This window comes from Nocardiopsis sp. iso_25 (assembly GCF_056173305.1).
This window is the reverse complement of the sequence record NZ_CM149667.1, coordinates 6,673,861-6,690,321: the sequence shown is the minus strand read 5'-3', so window position 1 is coordinate 6,690,321 and position 16,461 is coordinate 6,673,861. Positions and strand designations below refer to the sequence as shown.

17 protein-coding genes, 1 tRNA gene and 1 other RNA gene are annotated in these 16,461 nt (G+C 70.9%); 11 read left to right on the top strand and 8 right to left on the bottom strand.

Annotated features, from left to right (window positions below; all coding sequences use genetic code 11):
* The first annotated feature begins 102 nt into the window (after positions 1 to 102).
* Positions 103 to 231, top strand: a complete 129-nt coding sequence (locus AC0VX6_RS28550) for a hypothetical protein (protein WP_274975549.1) — start codon at positions 103 to 105, stop codon at positions 229 to 231.
* 152 nt (positions 232 to 383) lie between these two features.
* Here AC0VX6_RS28550 and AC0VX6_RS28545 read toward each other — a convergent pair.
* Together AC0VX6_RS28545 and AC0VX6_RS28540 are read right to left on the bottom strand one after the other, a co-directional pair.
* A tRNA-Ser gene (locus AC0VX6_RS28545) sits at positions 384 to 468 on the bottom strand.
* A 67-nt stretch (positions 469 to 535) separates the two neighbouring features.
* Positions 536 to 1,894: a DUF2252 domain-containing protein gene (locus AC0VX6_RS28540; RefSeq protein ID WP_274975548.1), complete on the bottom strand. Its 1,359-nt coding sequence runs from the start codon at positions 1,892 to 1,894 to the stop codon at positions 536 to 538.
* A gap of 182 nt (positions 1,895 to 2,076) precedes the next feature.
* Here AC0VX6_RS28540 and ffs point away from each other — a divergent pair.
* Together ffs and AC0VX6_RS28530 are read left to right on the top strand one after the other, a co-directional pair.
* Positions 2,077 to 2,172, top strand: an RNA gene (ffs, locus tag AC0VX6_RS28535) — signal recognition particle sRNA small type.
* Positions 2,173 to 2,280: 108 nt separating this feature from the next.
* Positions 2,281 to 4,461 (top strand): DNA polymerase III subunit gamma and tau, encoded by a 2,181-nt coding sequence (locus AC0VX6_RS28530; RefSeq protein ID WP_475466998.1) that lies wholly within the window; start codon positions 2,281 to 2,283, stop codon positions 4,459 to 4,461.
* A 230-nt stretch (positions 4,462 to 4,691) separates the two neighbouring features.
* On the opposite strand, the gene AC0VX6_RS28525 is transcribed toward AC0VX6_RS28530, so the two are convergent.
* Positions 4,692 to 5,318: a TetR/AcrR family transcriptional regulator gene (locus AC0VX6_RS28525; protein ID WP_274975546.1), complete on the bottom strand. Its 627-nt coding sequence runs from the start codon at positions 5,316 to 5,318 to the stop codon at positions 4,692 to 4,694.
* 118 nt (positions 5,319 to 5,436) lie between these two features.
* Between AC0VX6_RS28525 and AC0VX6_RS28520 the strand changes: the two genes are divergently transcribed.
* Complete coding sequence (locus tag AC0VX6_RS28520) at positions 5,437 to 5,652, top strand: DUF6243 family protein (protein ID WP_274975545.1); 216 nt, start codon at positions 5,437 to 5,439, stop codon at positions 5,650 to 5,652.
* A 56-nt stretch (positions 5,653 to 5,708) separates the two neighbouring features.
* Here the strand turns inward: AC0VX6_RS28520 and AC0VX6_RS28515 are convergent, their stop codons facing one another.
* Positions 5,709 to 6,974 carry a methyltransferase domain-containing protein gene (locus AC0VX6_RS28515; protein ID WP_475469466.1) on the bottom strand — a complete coding sequence of 422 codons (1,266 nt, stop codon included), beginning with the start codon at positions 6,972 to 6,974 and terminating at the stop codon, positions 5,709 to 5,711.
* A gap of 337 nt (positions 6,975 to 7,311) precedes the next feature.
* On the opposite strand from AC0VX6_RS28515, the gene AC0VX6_RS28510 reads away from it, so the two are divergent.
* The 4 genes from AC0VX6_RS28510 (at position 7,312) to AC0VX6_RS28495 (ending at position 11,060) form a co-directional block, all read left to right on the top strand.
* Positions 7,312 to 7,659, top strand: coding sequence for a YbaB/EbfC family nucleoid-associated protein (locus AC0VX6_RS28510; protein WP_475469465.1), 348 nt, complete (start codon positions 7,312 to 7,314; stop codon positions 7,657 to 7,659).
* 269 nt (positions 7,660 to 7,928) lie between these two features.
* The gene (gene recR, locus AC0VX6_RS28505) at positions 7,929 to 8,528 is read left to right on the top strand and encodes a recombination mediator RecR (protein WP_013155805.1); all 600 of its coding nucleotides are present in this window, start codon (positions 7,929 to 7,931) and stop codon (positions 8,526 to 8,528) included.
* 202 nt (positions 8,529 to 8,730) lie between these two features.
* A complete protein-coding gene (locus AC0VX6_RS28500; RefSeq protein WP_212642102.1) occupies positions 8,731 to 10,002 on the top strand; it encodes an aspartate kinase in 1,272 nt (423 codons plus the stop codon).
* Positions 9,999 to 11,060, top strand: a complete 1,062-nt coding sequence (locus AC0VX6_RS28495; RefSeq protein ID WP_019609489.1) for an aspartate-semialdehyde dehydrogenase — start codon at positions 9,999 to 10,001, stop codon at positions 11,058 to 11,060. The genes AC0VX6_RS28500 and AC0VX6_RS28495 overlap by 4 nt, the downstream gene beginning before the upstream one ends.
* 230 nt (positions 11,061 to 11,290) lie before the next feature.
* Here the strand turns inward: AC0VX6_RS28495 and AC0VX6_RS28490 are convergent, their stop codons facing one another.
* Positions 11,291 to 12,034 (bottom strand): GntR family transcriptional regulator, encoded by a 744-nt coding sequence (locus tag AC0VX6_RS28490; protein ID WP_013155802.1) that lies wholly within the window; start codon positions 12,032 to 12,034, stop codon positions 11,291 to 11,293.
* Between the two features lie 364 nt (positions 12,035 to 12,398).
* Between AC0VX6_RS28490 and AC0VX6_RS28485 the strand changes: the two genes are divergently transcribed.
* Positions 12,399 to 12,746: a PLD nuclease N-terminal domain-containing protein gene (locus AC0VX6_RS28485; protein WP_274975544.1), complete on the top strand. Its 348-nt coding sequence runs from the start codon at positions 12,399 to 12,401 to the stop codon at positions 12,744 to 12,746.
* Between the two features lie 193 nt (positions 12,747 to 12,939).
* A complete protein-coding gene (locus AC0VX6_RS28480) occupies positions 12,940 to 13,587 on the top strand; it encodes an endonuclease (protein ID WP_274975543.1) in 648 nt (215 codons plus the stop codon).
* A 2-nt stretch (positions 13,588 to 13,589) separates the two neighbouring features.
* Here the strand turns inward: AC0VX6_RS28480 and AC0VX6_RS28475 are convergent, their stop codons facing one another.
* From AC0VX6_RS28475 to AC0VX6_RS28465, 3 genes are all read right to left on the bottom strand, one after another.
* On the bottom strand, positions 13,590 to 14,369 hold the full coding sequence (locus tag AC0VX6_RS28475; protein WP_475466994.1) for a cupin domain-containing protein: 780 nt from the start codon (positions 14,367 to 14,369) through the stop codon (positions 13,590 to 13,592).
* 77 nt (positions 14,370 to 14,446) lie between these two features.
* Positions 14,447 to 15,556, bottom strand: a complete 1,110-nt coding sequence (locus tag AC0VX6_RS28470) for a hypothetical protein (RefSeq protein WP_475466993.1) — start codon at positions 15,554 to 15,556, stop codon at positions 14,447 to 14,449.
* Positions 15,557 to 15,753: 197 nt separating this feature from the next.
* Positions 15,754 to 15,963 (bottom strand): DUF397 domain-containing protein, encoded by a 210-nt coding sequence (locus AC0VX6_RS28465; RefSeq protein WP_475466992.1) that lies wholly within the window; start codon positions 15,961 to 15,963, stop codon positions 15,754 to 15,756.
* Positions 15,964 to 16,013: 50 nt separating this feature from the next.
* Here AC0VX6_RS28465 and AC0VX6_RS28460 point away from each other — a divergent pair, with 50 nt between their 5' ends.
* Positions 16,014 to 16,397 carry a Scr1 family TA system antitoxin-like transcriptional regulator gene (locus tag AC0VX6_RS28460; RefSeq protein ID WP_475466991.1) on the top strand — a complete coding sequence of 128 codons (384 nt, stop codon included), beginning with the start codon at positions 16,014 to 16,016 and terminating at the stop codon, positions 16,395 to 16,397.
* Positions 16,398 to 16,461: the final 64 nt, after the last annotated feature.

Here is a 16,461-nt window from a genome sequence, read left to right as displayed (position 1 = left end):
CTCCGGCGGCAGACCGTGGCGGCACTGGCTGCAGCGGGCGGGACGTTCCCCCCGGTCAGTGGACGTCTTCGTTGCTGAAAAGCGCGAGGAGGAGTCCATGTCATGGCCATGAAGCGCTACCAGCACGTGGTGGACGAGGTCCGCACCGACGTGGCCGACCGGGTCGGCGGACTCATCTGGGAGGCTCCCCAGTCGGAGGAGGGCGGCTCAGGCTCCGGAACGGCCAACTGAGACTAGGAACGACGAAGGCCCCGACCGGTGTCCGGTCGGGGCCTTGCGTTTCGGCTGCTGGCTTTCGGGGGTTTCAGGGGGTCGTCCCCCTGGGAAAGACTTCGGCCCGTGGGGAGGACGACCGAAGGTCGTCGACCACCACGGGCCGCTCGCGGAGGATAGGGGATTCGAACCCCTGAGGCGTTGCCACCAACACGCTTTCCAAGCGTGCGCCCTAGGCCACTAGGCGAATCCTCCGCGAACAACTCTACATGCCGTGACAGGGTGCTTCGAACAGGTTCCCGCGGCCCCGCCCGGCCCCGGGTCACAGGGCCCGGCTGGACCTCACCGCGCTGATGGCGTTGTTGCGGAAGGCGTCCACGAACAGCGAGTAGTCGGCCCGGGTCTGGGCCGCGTACCGGTGCGCGAAGTCCACGCACCACCGCGTGAACTCCGCCTCGCGGCCGTCGAGCACCTCCATGACCGCCTCCTCGGTCTGGCCGCGCACGAGCGTGGCGTCCGCGTGCGAGTCGGACACGCAGTGCGCCTTGGCGGTGGCGCGCCCCAGGTAGTCCAGCACCGGCACGATCTCCGCGGGCTCGGTGAGGTCGTCCCAGTCCAGGTCGTTGGTGTAGGGGGAGACCTCGCTCACCACGAAGCCCACGGAGCCCATCTCGGTGTGGCCCAGCAGCGGGTCCGTGTGCGCCTGGAGCGCCCGCTGGGACACCGCGGTGCGGTGGCCGTGGTGCTGGAAGTAGTCCATGATGCGCTGGTCGGTCACCACCCGCGAGGGCGCGGCCACGTTGCCCTGCTTCATGGACAGCACGATGTCGTTGTCCCACGCCTCCGACTGGCCCTCGATGAGCAGCGTGTAGGCGGGCAGCCCCGCCGAGCCGATCCCGAAGCCGCCGCTGCCCACCGCGTCCTTGACCGCGTAGTTGATCGACGCGTACCGCCGGTCCTCGGGGATGGTGTCCAGGTAGGCCTCGTAGGCGGCCAGGACCCGTTCCCGCTCGGCGTCGTCCAGGCGGCGCGCCCTGGGGCCCTCGGTGAAGCGGCGGGTGTACCCGTCGCGGGACGTCATGGACGACAGCATCCCGGCGCGGCTGTTGAGCCGGGTCCTCTGGAGCACGTCGTGCACGGTGCCGTCGGTGTTGCCCAGCTTGAGCGAGAACTCCGAGTCGTTGCCCGTCGTCGCGAACTCGCGCACCTGGGCGATGTAGGCGTCGACGTAGTGCGGCAGGAGCGCACTGATGTCCTCGTCGGACAGGGCCTTCTGCCAGCCCATCACCCCGATGCTGGCCGCGAACCTGAGCACGTCCCAGGTGAAGTGGCCGAGGTAGGCCTCGTCGAAGTCGTTGACGTCGAACACCAGCCGCCCGGTGGAGTCCATGTAGGTGCCGAAGTTCTCCGCGTGCAGGTCGCCCTGGATCCACACCCGCGAGGTGCGTTCGTCGGCCCAGGGGTCGTCCATGCCCGAGACGTCGTCGTAGAAGAGCGCGGCGCTGCCCCGGTAGAAGGCGAACGGGTTGGCCGCCATCTTGCGGAACTTGACGCGGAACGCCGCCGGGTCGGCGGCCATCAGGTCCGAGAAGGCGTTCTCCAGCGTGGCGACGATGAGGTCGCGGCGCTCCGGGGAGCTGTCGGTGGAATCGAGCCGGTCGAGCATGCCCATGCCGTCCATGATCTCTGAGAGGTTACGTGTGTGCCGGTCCGGGCCCCGTGGGCCCCGTGCCCGAGATGAGACGCCTGATGTGGGATGTACGTTCCGCCCGATGCCGGTGTTCCGGAGGGCGACGCGCTCCGGGGAAGCGGCCGGGGCGCGCACGGGTTGCCCGAGCGGTCCGGGGTTCGGATACACTCGGGGCAGACCCCTCGTGCGGCGTCACCCTATGAACCTCCCCAGGGCCGGAAGGCAGCAAGGATAAATGGGCTCTGGCGGGTGCGCGGGGGGTCCTTTGTCTTTCTCCGGCCCGGTCGAACCCCTCCCGGTCCCCGTCAACCGGCGCGAGCTGTCACCGCCCGCGGGTTGAATGGACACGTGGCAGGGACCAGGGGAGGAATCACACCGTGAGCATCGCGCTGTACCGCAAGTACCGGCCCGCGACGTTCGGCGAGGTGCGTGGCCAGGAACACGTGACGGACCCGCTGCGCCAGGCGCTGCGCAGTGGACGGATCAACCACGCCTACCTGTTCAGCGGCCCGCGCGGCTGCGGCAAGACCACCAGCGCCCGCATCCTGGCCCGCTCCCTCAACTGCGCCGAGGGCCCCACGCCCGACCCCTGCGGCACCTGCGACTCCTGCGTGGCGCTGGCCCCCGACGGCGGCGGCAGCATCGACGTCATCGAGATCGACGCCGCCTCCCACGGCGGTGTGGACGACGCCCGCGACCTGCGCGAACGCGCCTTCTTCTCCCCGGTCAACTCGCGCTACAAGATCTACATCATCGACGAGGCGCACATGGTGACCCGGGAGGGCTTCAACGCCCTCCTCAAGCTGGTCGAGGAGCCCCCGCCGCACCTGAAGTTCGTGTTCGCGACCACCGAGCCCGAGAAGGTCATCGGCACGATCCGCTCGCGGACCCACCACTACCCGTTCCGCCTGATCCCGCCGAGCACCCTCAAGGAGCTCATGGAGGACCTCCTCAAGGAGGAGGGCGTCTCCTACGACCCGGCCGCGCTGCCGCTGGTCGTGCGCGCGGGCGCGGGCTCGGCGCGCGACACGCTCTCGGTGCTGGACCAGCTCATCGCCGGTTCGGACGAGGGCGGCATCACCCGTGAGGGCGCCGTCTCCCTGCTGGGCTACACCGACTCCAGTCTGCTCGGCGAGATGGTCGACGCGCTCGGCGCCCGCGACGGCGCCGCCGTGTTCGGCCTGATCGACCGCGTGGTGGAGGGCGGGCTCGACCCGCGCCGGTTCACCACGGACCTGCTGGAGCGCTTCCGCGACCTGGTCGTCCTGGCCGCCGTGCCCGACGCCCTGGACAAGGGCCTGGTCAACGTCGACCCGGAGGCGACCGAGCGGATGAAGGACCAGGCCGCGCGCCTGGGCCCGGCCGAGCTGAGCCGCGCGGCCGACATCCTCAACCAGGGCCTGACCGAGATGCGCGGCGCCACCGCGCCCCGTCTGCTGCTGGAGCTCATGTGCTCGCGGGTGCTGCTCCCGGCCGCCGACGGCGACCAGGGCGTGGCCCTGCTGGCCCGCCTGGAGCAGATGGAGCGCCGGATCGCCTCCGGTGCCGTCGCCCCCTCCGCCGCCCCGGTCCAGCCCGCCCCCGCGCCCGCACCGGTCACACCGGCCTCCCCGGTGGTGCCCTCCGAACCCGTGCGCGCCGCCGCGGCTCCCGCCCCGTCGGTCGCTCCGGCTCCTCCGGAGGCCCCCGCCGCCCCGGCCCCGGCACAGCAGCGCTCCGAGCCCGCGGGCTGGGACGCCCCGGCCCGGCAGGCCGCCCCCGCCCGGAGCCAGGCGCCCGCGGCATCCGGCGGCTCCCTGGACCTCGGGCGCGTGCAGGGCGCCTGGTCGCAGATCCTGGAGGCGGTCAAGGGCCGCCGCCGGTTCACCTGGATGGTGCTGAGCGGCAGCGACGTCCGTCCTGTGGGTGTGGAGGGCAACGCCGTCCTGCTCGGCTTCTCCCGGCCCAACGAGGCCAAGGGCTTCAGCAACAGCGGCAGCGACCAGGTGGTGGCCGCCGCGATCCAGCAGGTCCTGGGTATGGAGGTGCGCGTCGTCGCCGCGGGCAGCGCCGCCACGGCCTCCGCCGCCCCCGCGCGCAGGCCCGAGCCCGCGCGCCAGGCTCAGGCCGAGCCCGCCGGATGGGACGCGCCCGCTCCCGAGCCCGCGCGGCCCGGGGCGCCCGAACCCGCGCCGCAGGCGGCCTCCGGCCCGAACCCCGGACAGGCTCCGGAACCCGCTCCGACCGGTCCGCCGCCGGACCGCATCGTCACCGGACTCCAGGAACCGCCGCCCGACCCCTACGAGGACGCGGCCGCCGCGCCGCCGCCCGAGTACGGCGACTCCTCGCCCGCGGTCGAGCAGGCCCCCCGCCCCGCCCCGCCGCGGCCCGAGACCGCGGCGCCGCCCGCCGGAGCCGCCTCCGCGGGCGCCGTCGGCGGCGCGGAGGCCCCCGGCGGCGCGAGGGCCTCCGGGCCTTCCAGCGCCTCGGGGGCGTCGGGCGCCGGGCTGATCGAGTCAGAGCTCGGCGGCCGGGTCATCGACGAGATCGAGCACGAGGCCCCGGACCCGTCCCTCTAGGCAGTGTTTTTTGGACCTCCGCTCCGCTTCGGTCCGTGTTCGGGCGCCTGGAGAACGGGAACCTTCGGTGCCTACGGTGGGACGGCTCGTTCCTCGCAGTCCCACCTCCGCCACCTCCAGAACCCCGTGGGCGCCCGAACCAACCCCCCACAAGCTGAGACCGGTTCAAAAACAGACCCTAGCGATGCCCTCCGGGCCTCCGCGTTCGCCGCTGAAGGGCGCCCCCGCGGCTATTCGCGGGGGCGCAGCGCGCGCAGCACCACGTCCACGAGCTCGTCCACGTACTCGTGCGTGAGCGGCCCGGTGCGCAGCAGCCAGCGTTGGTGGAACGGCCCGAGGAACAGCTCCGTGGCCAGCCGCAGGTCGATCTCCGGGTCCACCTCGCCCGCCGCCACGGCGGAGCGCAGCCGGTCCTCGAAAACCCGCGCGTTCGGGCCCATCAGGCGTTCCTGGACGATCTCGGCGAAGACCGGGTCGTGCTGGAGTTCGGTGGTGAACGCGCGCGTGGTCCGGTCCATCTCCGGGATGCGGAACTCGTCCGCCGTGGCGCGGAGTACCGTCCGCATGTCCTCGGCCAGGTCGCCGGTGTCGGGCAGGGGTTCACCGGCGACCCCGCCGGTCAGCGCGGTGAACACGTCCAGGACGACGGCCGCCTTGGACGGCCACCAGCGGTAGATGGTCTGCTTGCCGACCCTGGCCCTGGCGGCGATCGCCTCCATCGTGAGCCTGGCGTAACCGACCTCGCCCATCAGTTCGGCGGCGGCGTCGACGATGGCGCGCCGCGCGCGTTCGCTGCGGCGGCGGGGGTCGGGACCGCGGCGGACCCTGGTCTCTTCCTGTGCGGTGTTCTCTGCCATACCTGCCACGTTAACCGCTGAAAAATGACGAGACGTATCGTCTTGGTGCCGATATCCTGCGGGGGTCGGATCGACTCGCCGAGGCGTCTCGCCTCGTCTGGAGGGAAAGGAGGTCCGCGTGGGCAGGAACAGCGACAACCTTCTGGGCATGGGCGGACAGCGCAACACCGTCTCGCGCTCCGCGCTTCGCGGGGGCAAGGGCGGCGGCCGGGGCGGCCCCAGCGACGACGCCGTGGAGCGCAAGCAGGAGCTGCTGCGCAAGCTCCGCGAGAAGCAGGGCAAGGACGCGAACGCGGAGCCCGAGGAGACCGAAGGCGCCCAGGGACAGGCGTGAGCGCGCGGCGACGGCCCCTCCCGAGGGGGCCGTCGGCGTCCGCGCACCCGGCGCGGTCACACCGTCCAGCCCCGTCCGTCCGGTGAGTCCAGCCACACCCGGTGCGTGCCGTCGGCGTCCACCGAGAGCCCGAACCGGTCCGGGTCGGGCGCGCCCAGCCGGGTCCACAGCTCCAGGGCCTCCTCGAACTCGTCCCAGATGCTCCTCGGGCCGCCCTGTTCGATCATCCACGAGGTGCCGTAGGGGTACACGCGCACCCACGACGCGCCGCTCCGGTCGAACACCCACACGCCCGACCCGGTGCCGATCCACCGCCGCCGCACCCGCCAGCCCGGCACCATCACCGACAGCGCGAACGCCGACGGGAAGGTCATCAGCGGCGCCACGGGGTCGGTCTGCGTGAGCCGGTACTCGTCGGGCTGCTGCCCCGAGTCCCGTACCGGTCGGGGCTGGGCGTCGGGGGTCCTCAGCGGCACGAACCCCACACCGCCGTGGAAGCTCGCCCGGGCCGAGCCGTCCCCGGGGCACTCCACGCGTGCGATCACCCCGGCCCCCTCCAGCAGCCCCCACGGGCACACCACCAGGCCGTCGGGGCGCAGCTGCTCCACCCAGGCGGGCGGCACGCGGCGCACGCCGCAGGTCGAGGTGATCCGGTCGTAGGGCGCGCCGGGCGGGTACCCCCCGTAGCCGTCGGCCAGGTGGACGGCGGGGGAGTAGCCCTCCGCGCGCAGGGCCTCGCGGGCGACCCCGGCCAGACGCGGGTCGGTCTCCACGGACGTGACGGCGCTGTCGCCGAGCCGGTGCGCCAGCAGGGCGGTGTTCCAACCGGTTCCGGTGCCCACCTCCAGGACCCTCTGCCCGTTGGCGAGTTCGGACAGCTCCAGCATGCGGGCCAGGACCCGGGGCGCCGAGACGGACGAGGTCGCCGCCTCCGCCCGCTCCCGGGGGCCGGGACCGGTCGGCCCCCGTTGCCCGGACTCGGACTCCCTGGCGTCGTGGGTGCGCTGCTCCCGGGGCTCCGGCTCCTGTTTGCCGGGTGCCCGGAACCCCGGGGCCCGGGGGTCGGGCGCCTCCCGGTACGCGGACGGGTCGGGGCCGTCGACCTGGGTCACGATGGCGTTGTCGGCGTACACGGCCGCGAGCCACCGCTCGGGGTTGCTGTTGGCGTTGAGGGCGGTCCCGTGCGCGGTCACCGCGCCGGTCTCGGGGACGAACCGGTGTCTGGGCACCGACCGGAACGTGTCGGTGAGGGCGGCGTCGGTCAGCGTGCCGTCCGCGACCATCGCCTCGACCAGCGCCGAGTGGCGCTCTCTGGCGGTCAACACGTCCTCACTCCCCCGTGGCTCTCAGTACTTCCGGTGGCGCCCGAGGGCACTACCGGGACTCTTGTGCCCCGCAGAACACCTTTTCAACCGAGAGTGATGTTAGCGCCACTCTTGGTTCTCACTCCTGGTAGGTGCCCTTTCGGGAGAGTCGTCCTACCGGCGGTGCACGGCGTCCTCCGAGGGGCGGCCCGCACGTCTCCTCCCCTTCCCTCCCGCGGCCCACCGGCCCGCCCGCATGTCCGCTGATGACCGGTTACGCTCACAGCAAGAGCGACATGACAGCGAGACCCAGCACGAAGAGTGCGGCGAGGAGACGGCCGTGAACCCTGGCGGAATGGACATGCAGGCCCTGCTCCAGCAGGCCCAGCAGATGCAGCAGCAGCTCGTGGAGGCCCAGCAGGCGCTGGAGGACGCCGAGGTCGAGGGCACCTCCGGCGGCGGCCTGGTGAAAGTCAAGCTGAGCGGGCGCGGACAGGTCGAGGACGTGACCGTCGCCCCCGAGGCGATCGACCCGGCCGACCCCGCCGAGAGCGCCCAGACCGTCGCGGACCTGGTCCTGGCGGCCATCCGCGACGCCGAGGCGCAGGTGGAGCGGCTCCAGCAGGAGAAGATGGGCCCGCTCGCCGATGGCCTGGGCGGCGGCGGGATGCCCGGCGGCATGCCCGGCCTCCCCGGCTTCTAGCCCGGTCCGCGACAGCCGCACGGACTTCCCGGGACCGGTCCTCGGACCGGTCCCGGCACCGCTTCACAGACTGGACCCGGTACAGCTTCACGGACAGATCCCGGGGCCGCTTCGCAGACAGATCCCGGGGACGGTCCCGGTGGCGGGAACGGCACCGGGAGCGGCCGGACGGATCCCGGCGTACGCGTGAGTCCTCCGCGCCGGATACGGTGGGGGAACGGGGCCGCGGACCGCCCCGGCAGACCCGGTCCGTCACTGATGGGTAGGCGATGTACGAAGGCGCGGTGCAGAATCTGATCGACGAGCTCGGGCGGCTGCCCGGCGTCGGTCCGAAAAGCGCGCAGCGCATCGCCTTCCACCTCCTGTCCGCCGAGCACGCCGACGTCAAACGCCTCGTCAGCGCCCTCGTCGAGGTCAAGGAGAAGGTGCGCTTCTGCTCGGTCTGCGGCAACGTCGCCGAAGAGGACCAGTGCCGCATCTGCCGTGACGTCCGCCGCGACCCCGCCATCATCTGCGTGGTCGAGGAGTCCAAGGACGTCGTCGCCATCGAGCGCACACGCGAGTTCCGGGGCCGCTACCACGTCCTGGGCGGCGCCATCAGCCCCATCGAGGGTGTGGGCCCCGACGACCTGCGCATCAAGGAACTCATGACCCGCCTGGCCGACGGCCAGGTGACGGAGCTGATCCTGGCCACGGACCCCAACCTGGAAGGGGAGGCCACCGCGACCTATCTGGCGCGGCTGGTCAAACCCATGGGGTTGAAGGTGACCCGTCTGGCCAGCGGCCTGCCCGTGGGCGGCGACCTGGAGTACGCCGACGAGGTCACCCTCGGCCGTGCCTTCGAGGGCCGCCGCAGCCTGGAGTTCTAGCGCGTCGCGCTCTGGAGTTCTAGCTCACATTCGCCGTTCATCCGCGCGAAACACGAGTAACCTCCGCCTGACCGGGTAAGCCCCATCGCCGGTGTGTCAAGACGCCACGCCCTCCCTTCGCAGGTCAGATGGGGTGGACGAGGACGTCTGTGACTACACTCCATTTCATTGTCTTGATCCCAACTCCTCAGGAGCATCGATCGTGGCCCTAATCGTGCAGAAGTACGGTGGGTCTTCCGTGGCAGACGCGGAAGCCATCAAGCGAGTAGCCCAGCGGATCGTCGCTCAGAAAAAGGCGGGATATGACGTCGTCGTCGTGGTCTCGGCCATGGGCGACACCACCGACGAACTCCTGGACCTGGCCGAGCAGGTCAGCCCGATGCCGCCGGCCCGCGAACTGGACATGCTGGTCACCGCGGGCGAGCGCATGTCCATGGCACTCGTGGCGATGGCCATCGAGAACCTGGGGTTCGAAGCCAGGTCCTTCACCGGTTCCCAGGCCGGTGTGATCACCACGTCGCTGCACGGCAACGCCAAGATCATCGACGTGACCCCGGGCCGGATCCAGGAGGCCGTGGGCGAGGGCGCGATCTGCATCGTCGCCGGGTTCCAGGGCGTCTCCCAGGACACCAAGGACATCACGTCCCTGGGCCGGGGCGGCTCCGACACCACCGCCGTAGCGCTGGCCGCCGCCCTGGAGGCCGACGCCTGCGAGATCTACAGCGACGTCGACGGTGTGTTCACCGCCGACCCGCGCATCGTGCCGAGCGCCCAGCGCATCCCCCAGATCTCCTACGAGGAGATGCTGGAGATGGCGGCGTCCGGGACCAAGATCCTGCACCTGCGCTGTGTCGAGTACGCGCGTCAGTACAACATCCCCCTTCACGTCCGTTCATCTTTCAGCCAGAAGCCAGGGACCTGGGTCGTCCCGGAAGTCGAGGAAAGCGAAGGCATGGAACAGCCGATCATCTCCGGTGTCTCTCACGACCGGAGCGAAGCCAAGATCACCGTCGTCGGCGTGCCCGACAAGATCGGTGAGGCCGCGACGATCTTCCGGGCCCTGGCCGACGCCGAGATCAACATCGACATGATCGTCCAGAACGTGTCGGCGGTCTCCACCTCGCGCACCGACATCTCCTTCACGGTCCCCAAGGACTTCGGCAAGGAGGCCGTCGCCGCGCTCAAGAAGGTGCAGGACAAGGTCGGGTTCGAGTCCCTGCGCTACGACGACAAGATCGGCAAGGTGTCGCTGATCGGCGCGGGCATGCGCTCCTACCCGGGCGTCACCGCCCGCTTCTTCGACGCGATCGCCGGTTCGAGCACCAACGTGGAGATGATCTCCACCTCGGAGATCCGCATCTCGGTCATCGTCGAGGAGGACCAGATCGACGCGGCGGTCCGCGCCGCCCACAGCGAGTTCCAGCTCGACGCCGACCAGGTCGAGGCTGTCGTCTACGGAGGTACCGGCCGATGAGCAACCGTCTTCCCACCCTCGCCGTCGTCGGCGCCACCGGCGCCGTCGGCACCGTGATGCTGGACATCCTGACCCAGCGCGAGAACGTCTGGGGCGAGATCCGCCTCGTCGCCTCCCCGCGCAGCGCGGGCAAGGTCCTGCGCGTGCGCGGCGAGGACGTCGTGGTCCAGGCCCTGGCCCCCGAGGTCTTCGACGGCGTGGACGTCGCCATGTTCGACGTCCCCGACGAGGTGTCCAAGGAGTGGGCGCCGGTCGCCGCCGCCCGCGGCGCGGTCGCCGTCGACAACTCCGGCGCGTTCCGCATGGACCCCGACGTCCCGCTCGTGGTGCCCGAGGTCAACGCGGACCAGGTCCGCAACCGTCCGCGCGGCATCATCAGCAACCCCAACTGCACCACCCTGTCGATGATCGTGGCCATCGGTGCCCTGCACCGCGCCTACGGCGTCACCGACCTGGTGGTCTCCTCCTACCAGGCCGCCTCCGGCGCCGGCCAGGAGGGCATCGACACCCTGCGCGACCAGATGGCCAAGGCCGGTGCCGACCGCAGCCTGGGCGACACGGCGGGCGACGTGCGCGCCGCCGTCGGCGAGCTGGGCCCGTTCCCGGCTCCGCTGGCCTACAACGTCGTTCCGTGGGCGGGTTCGCTCAAGGACGGCGGATGGTCCTCGGAGGAGCTCAAGGTCCGCAACGAGTCCCGCAAGATCCTGGGCCTGCCCGACCTGCGCGTCTCGGCCACCTGCGTCCGCGTCCCCGTGATCACCACCCACTCGCTGGTCGTGCACGCGTCCTTCGCCGAGGAGGTGCCCGCCGACGCCGCCCGCGAGCTGCTCGGCTCCGCGGAGGGCGTGCGGGTCCAGGACGACCCGGCCAACGGCGAGTTCCCGACCCCGGCCGACGTCGTGGGCACCGACCCGACCTGGGTCGGCCGCATCCGCCAGTCGCTGGACGACCCGAAGTCGCTGGACCTGTTCCTGTGCGGCGACAACCTGCGCAAGGGCGCCGCGCTCAACACGGCGCAGATCGCCGAGGTCGTGGCCGGGGAGTTCACCCGGGCCTGACCGCGCACACCACCGGGCGACTCCAGCCGGTCACTCCGCGTGACGGGGAACGGTTGGGCGGAGCAGGCGTCCGGTGGTGTCCGAACCGGAGCGACGACCGGTGAACGGTGAGGGCGGCGGCCCCCTCCTGAGAGGAGGGGGCCGCCGCCCTCACGCGTGTCCGGGGCCGGTGCCGGGTGACCAGGTGTCCTGGTTCCCGTCCCGGAGCGACGGCCCCGCGCGGCCCCGGGTCAGTACCGCCGCGGGTCGCCGACGCGGCGGGGCCGGGCCAGTGTCAGCTTGTAGAGGAGTCGACACTGCTCGGAGGAGCCGATCAGGTCGGAGGTCTCCACCGGCCGGTTGCCGCTGAAGTGGGTGCGCTCCACCACCAGCACGGGTATCCCCGGCGCCGACCCGAGCAGGGAGGCCTCGGAGTCGCGCAGCGCGCGGACGCCCACCTCCTCCACCACGCGGTCGACCGGGTGGCCCGCCGCGCTGAGCCGTTCGAGCAGTCCGCTGCCGGGCGAGCTGTCGAAGGGGGTGCGCAGGGTTCCCGCGGTCAGGGACGCGGGCTCCCAGGACCGGTGCAGCGTGATCGGCAGTTCCGAGGACAGCCCGCGCGAGGTGGTGCGGTACACCGGTTCCCCCTCGCGCAGCCGCAGCCGCAGGCTCAGCGGCGGCGCGCACTGCTCCTGCTCGGTGCCGATCGACTCCCGGCTGAGCCGTCCCAGGCCGGAGCCCGAGGAGGAGTCGGTCCGGCAGATCCGGAAGAGTTCGGGGACGGTGCGCACGTAGTACCCGGAGCCGGGCCTGGACTCGACCAGGCCCTCGGTGACCAGGAGCCGGAGCGCGGTGCGGGAGATCTGCTCGCTGACCCGGTAGGAGCGCGCCAGCCGGGTCCGGGAGGGCAGACGCGTGCCGGGCGGGAGTTCGCCGCTCAGTATCGGCCCGCGCAGCTGTTCCGCCAGCCAGAGGTACCTGGGTTGCCTGCCCACGGTCACCGGGCCTCGGCCGTGCGGCCTCCCGTCACCCGTTGGTCTCTGCGCTTGGCCAGGGGGACGGGGACGCCGTGGTCGACGGTGCCGGGACCGCCACCGTCTCCGGTGGGGGACCCGGGGGAGAGAAGGGGAGTGAACCTGCCAGATCGCCGAAGCTCGCCCATGGTTCCCAGTAAAGCAGCGAGAGGGCCTGACAGGTGGACTTACCTGAAAGTAGTGACGTGCGTTCGGAAAGTCACCACGGAAACGGAATCCGGTCCTTGCGTAGTGGAAACGCCCGAAAACCGGAAGCACCACGGGAACCCCCGCCCGAAAGGTTACTCTGCGTAACAATAGGGAGTGTGCCTTGTTGGGGGAGACCATGATCACGAACCTCGCGGACCGCGCGGACACGGCCGTCACCTGGATGAGCGGGATCTTCGGAGTGGTCCTGGCGCTCGTGGGCCTGGCACTGCTGGTCCTGCTGCTCGCCGCGGTCATCTCGGCGCTGGTCGACCGCGACACCTCCGCGGGCGGCAAGCTGCTGTGGGTCATCTTCATCCTCTGGTTCCCGCTGTTCGGGGCGATCGCCTGGTTCGTGGTGGGCCGCAAGGGCCACCTCAACCGCTTCCTCGGCATCGACAAGGGGAGGGCGCGCCACACGATCCCGACCAGCGTCGGCCAGCACAGCGACGTGCCGCCCCACCGAAACGGACTGAGCCACGCCTGAACCCGGCGCCTGGCGCCGCGGCGGGGAGGAGAGCCCCGGAACCGGGACGGGACCCGGATCCGGGGCTCTTCCGCGTCCGGCGCCGGAAGGGAAGGGTTGTACACAGCCTGTGGACGGGCGCGTCAGCGACCTCCGGCCGGGTATCAGCCCTGTACCAGGACGCATCCGACCACACCTGGAAGGGGACCGGGAGATGGCCAGGAACGCCGACGTCGCCCGCGCCGTGGTGGACGAGGCGGGGACGACCCTCGCCGCCGAGGCCGGGATCCGGATGGCGGACAGACCCTCAGCGCTGTGGCAGTTGCTGGTGCTGGTCAACCTGCTGTCCGCGCGCATCTCGGCGCGGATCGCGATCGCCGCCGCCCGTGAGCTCAACGAGGCGGGCGGCACGACCCCCGACGGTATGGCCTCACTCAGCTGGCAGGACCGCGTGGACGCGCTGGGGCGCGGGCACTACGTGCGCTACGACGAGAGCACCGCCACCCGGCTGGGCGAGTGCGTCGACCGGGTGCGCGAGGAGTACCAGGGCGACCTGCGCAGACTCGGGGAGCGCTCCGAGCACCGGGCGAGCCGGGTGGAGTCGATGGTCCGGGAGTTCTCCGGCATCGGGCCGACGGGCGCCGTGATGTTCTGCCGGGAGGTGCAGGCGGTGTGGCCCTGGCTGCGGCCCTACACCGACAAGTACGTGCTGGGCGGGGCCAAGAAGGTCGGCCTGCCGGAGGACGGCGGCAAGCTCGCCAGGCTCGTGGAGGGTGACGAGGTCGCGCACCTGGCGGCCGGGCTGGCCCGCATCGCGCGGGACGGGGACCTCGCCGACCGCGTCCGCGAGAGGGTCGGGTGAGGTCAGAGCGCCTCGAAGTCGGCGAAGTCGAAACCGGGGGAGACGAAGCAGCTGACCAGTGCCTCCTCGCCGCCCAGCGGGCGTGCGGCCTGCCAGGTGTCGGCCGGGACCACCGCCTGGAGGCGTTCTCCCCGCTCGATCCCCGAGCCCAGGGTCACCTGTCCGTCGGGCTCGGGCGCCCCTCCTGTGCCGCCGTACTCCAGTACCAGGGGCCCGCCCCGGTTGAACACCCACACCTCGTCGGAGCGCACCCGGTGCCAGCGCGACTCCTCCCCGGGGCCGAGCAGGAAGTGGATGCCGGTGGCGGTGGATCGCGGTCCCGGGTAGCCCTCCGGGTGCACGGTGACGCCGCTGTGCCAGGTCTGCCGGTACCAGCCGCCCTCGGGGTGCGGCAGCAGGTCCAGCGCCTCGGCCGTGGCGGTGCGCTCCTCGGCACCTGTGTAGCGGCCCGAGGGGTCGCGGCGCAGGTAGCGCACGCCCGTCACGGCCCCGCGGGGGATCGGCCCGTACACGTGCGGGAAGAGGACGTCGTCCCCCACTCCTGGCGGCGGGGCCGGTTCGGCGGCCTCCCAGCGCACCTCGCAGCCGACCGCGTCGGTGTCCACGACGAGGGCGACCAGCTGTCCGGCGGCCCGCGCGTACAGCGCGTTGGCCACCGCCAGCAGCGTGGGCTCGTCCGGGGAGGCGTGCACGAACCCCTGCGTGTGCAGGGAGTTGGCCTCGATGTCGCCGCTGCCGGAGGTCCAGCGTTCGAGTTCGGTCATGTGCAGCACGTGGGGCATGCGGCCGACCGTACACCAGCCGGGGTGCGGCGGCCCGTTGTCCACAGGTTGTGGACAACATGCGCTGGCATACGCGCTCACAGGTCCGTCGTCGTCTCCGCTGTCTGAAGTGAGTGCAGTGACGTGTAGCGCTGGCCCTGTGTGAAAGCGGTTCCGCGTCCGGTCCGCTCGTGGGGCAGAGCAGTCCGGAGCTTGCGATGACGGACGTCCCCGTCTCGGGTCAGGAGGAAGACCTGGTAACGACCTTCGTTCCACCCTCTGCCCCGGGACGCCTGGATGACTGTGGCGATTTTTCGGTCATCGCGGTCGGAGGAGGCCGAGAGTCGTGCGATGGCTTTAGGGGTCCACTCGACCTGGTCACGTCGGTGAAGGATCGCGGGCACCACGGCCTTGATCTCCTTGTCGGAATAGAAGGCGACCCTCTCCACATCCCGGAAGAAGCGGCCTGCCTGACAGACATAGGCATGGCAGTCCTGATAGAGCGGCCAGGCGTCGCTGGCGGCTACGACCACGGTGTCCTCGATGTTGACCGGGCGTTGCCGGTATACCTGCATCGCCTGGCTGCGGTTTCTGAGCCAAGCAGCTACCCGGGGATCTATGTACTCAGTGGTCTCGAAGATTCGCTGCACTTCGAACGGGACGTCGATATTCAGCATGGAGTCGTGGTGGGCCAAGCGGTTCCTGAACTTGTGCACCCCGTCCAGGGCGACGGAGACCTGCTTGCGCTGCCCGGAGGAGTGGGGGAAGGCCTTGTGCAAGCAGTCGCGCCACAACTGCTCGTACTTGGTACCTAGAAGGCCGGACCAGAAGCCGAAGGTGAGGCCCGCGACGATCTGGTCACGTGTCTCGCGTAGGGCGGGAAAACGCGTGGTGTTTCCACGCAGGCGTTGGCGTACGACCTCCACGGCCTCGTTGACGTGTTGACCGCCGGGTAGGGGCATGAGGAACCAGGGGATGCCGCTGGTGTCCTCCCGGTAGTGGTCGCGCAGGCAGCGGTCCAGGGTGTTGCGCAGCAGGACCTCCAGGTGACCGACGTCCTCGAACGCCGCCGCGGCCATGCGGGTGCTCCACTCGTACACCGCGAGGGCATCATGCTTGTTGCCATTGGTCTTGTTGAGGTACGGAGCCATCCGTGGCTCGGAGAGCCAGCTCCAGATGAGATCAACGTCATCGTCGACATGGGGCATGCGAGGAGGTTATCCTGGTGGAGAACGCCCCGGTGTCGCCTCTGTCTCATGCGCCCGGGGCTTTGTCATGGGCCTAGTCGGGCCAAAGACAGTCAGCTCACCCATAGACGTAGGCGGCCGAAACCGGTCAGCGCGCCTGTGGACGACGAAGTCCCCGTCTGCCCGGTGTCGGCGGACGGGGACTGCTGGTTCTGCGGTCAGCGGTGGGTGTTCTTGGTGCCTCGGATGAAGGCGTGCCACTCGGTGCGGTCGAACACGAGCGCACCGAGTTCCCTGTGCTTGGTGTCGCGCATCGCCGTGCCGCTGTCCAGGTCGGCTACTTCGACGCATTCGCCATGAGATCCGCTGTAACTGCTCTTGAACCACTTCTCCGACGGGGCGCACTCGTATGGTTGCTTGGATCGCATCTTCATTCCTCTGGTGATTCGTACTGGCGTAGGAGCTGCGTGAGGATCGCGTGGGTCTGCGGCGTCTCCGCGGCTCCGTTCGCGACAGCGGTCTGCGCTTCCAGATCATCCCCAGGGAAGCACGCGAACACCCCTGTCCCATGGGCCCCTTCCGCCTGCTGACGCTGGGCCCCTCCTACACCGTCGCCCACGTCATGGCTCCCTGCGGCGACGGCCAGCTCATCACCGAACCCGGCGACGTCCAGGCGTTCATCGACCTGTTCGAGGACCTGCGCGGCGCTGCGCTTCCGACGGCCGAATCCCTGGACCTGCTCACCGACATCGCGGCCGCGTTCGACACGGCTCCCGACCGCAAGGCCATTACGGCAGGCCGGATCGGCAGTGACACGTCCACACCGCTCGGCGGTGTCGCCGCCCAGCACGCCGCCCGCTGAAGCCGGAAGAAAGAGAAAAGCCCTGGCGGGTGCACTCACACCCCCAGAGCAGGCCGACATCAAT

What these genes read in the sequence shown, in the direction of transcription:
- AC0VX6_RS28550 (WP_274975549.1), top strand. Translation starts at nt 103, where the DNA reads ATGGCCATGAAGCGCTACCAGCACGTGGTGGACGAGGTCCGCACCGAC.
- AC0VX6_RS28540 (WP_274975548.1), bottom strand. Translation starts at nt 1,894, where the DNA reads ATGGACGGCATGGGCATGCTCGACCGGCTCGATTCCACCGACAGCTCC.
- AC0VX6_RS28525 (WP_274975546.1), bottom strand. Translation starts at nt 5,318, where the DNA reads ATGGCAGAGAACACCGCACAGGAAGAGACCAGGGTCCGCCGCGGTCCC.
- AC0VX6_RS28510 (WP_475469465.1), top strand. Translation starts at nt 7,312, where the DNA reads ATGGACATGCAGGCCCTGCTCCAGCAGGCCCAGCAGATGCAGCAGCAG.
- recR (WP_013155805.1), top strand. Translation starts at nt 7,929, where the DNA reads ATGTACGAAGGCGCGGTGCAGAATCTGATCGACGAGCTCGGGCGGCTG.
- AC0VX6_RS28495 (WP_019609489.1), top strand. Translation starts at nt 9,999, where the DNA reads ATGAGCAACCGTCTTCCCACCCTCGCCGTCGTCGGCGCCACCGGCGCC.
- AC0VX6_RS28485 (WP_274975544.1), top strand. Translation starts at nt 12,399, where the DNA reads ATGATCACGAACCTCGCGGACCGCGCGGACACGGCCGTCACCTGGATG.
- AC0VX6_RS28480 (WP_274975543.1), top strand. Translation starts at nt 12,940, where the DNA reads ATGGCCAGGAACGCCGACGTCGCCCGCGCCGTGGTGGACGAGGCGGGG.
- AC0VX6_RS28475 (WP_475466994.1), bottom strand. Translation starts at nt 14,369, where the DNA reads ATGCCCCACGTGCTGCACATGACCGAACTCGAACGCTGGACCTCCGGC.
- AC0VX6_RS28470 (WP_475466993.1), bottom strand. Translation starts at nt 15,556, where the DNA reads ATGCCCCATGTCGACGATGACGTTGATCTCATCTGGAGCTGGCTCTCC.
- AC0VX6_RS28465 (WP_475466992.1), bottom strand. Translation starts at nt 15,963, where the DNA reads ATGCGATCCAAGCAACCATACGAGTGCGCCCCGTCGGAGAAGTGGTTC.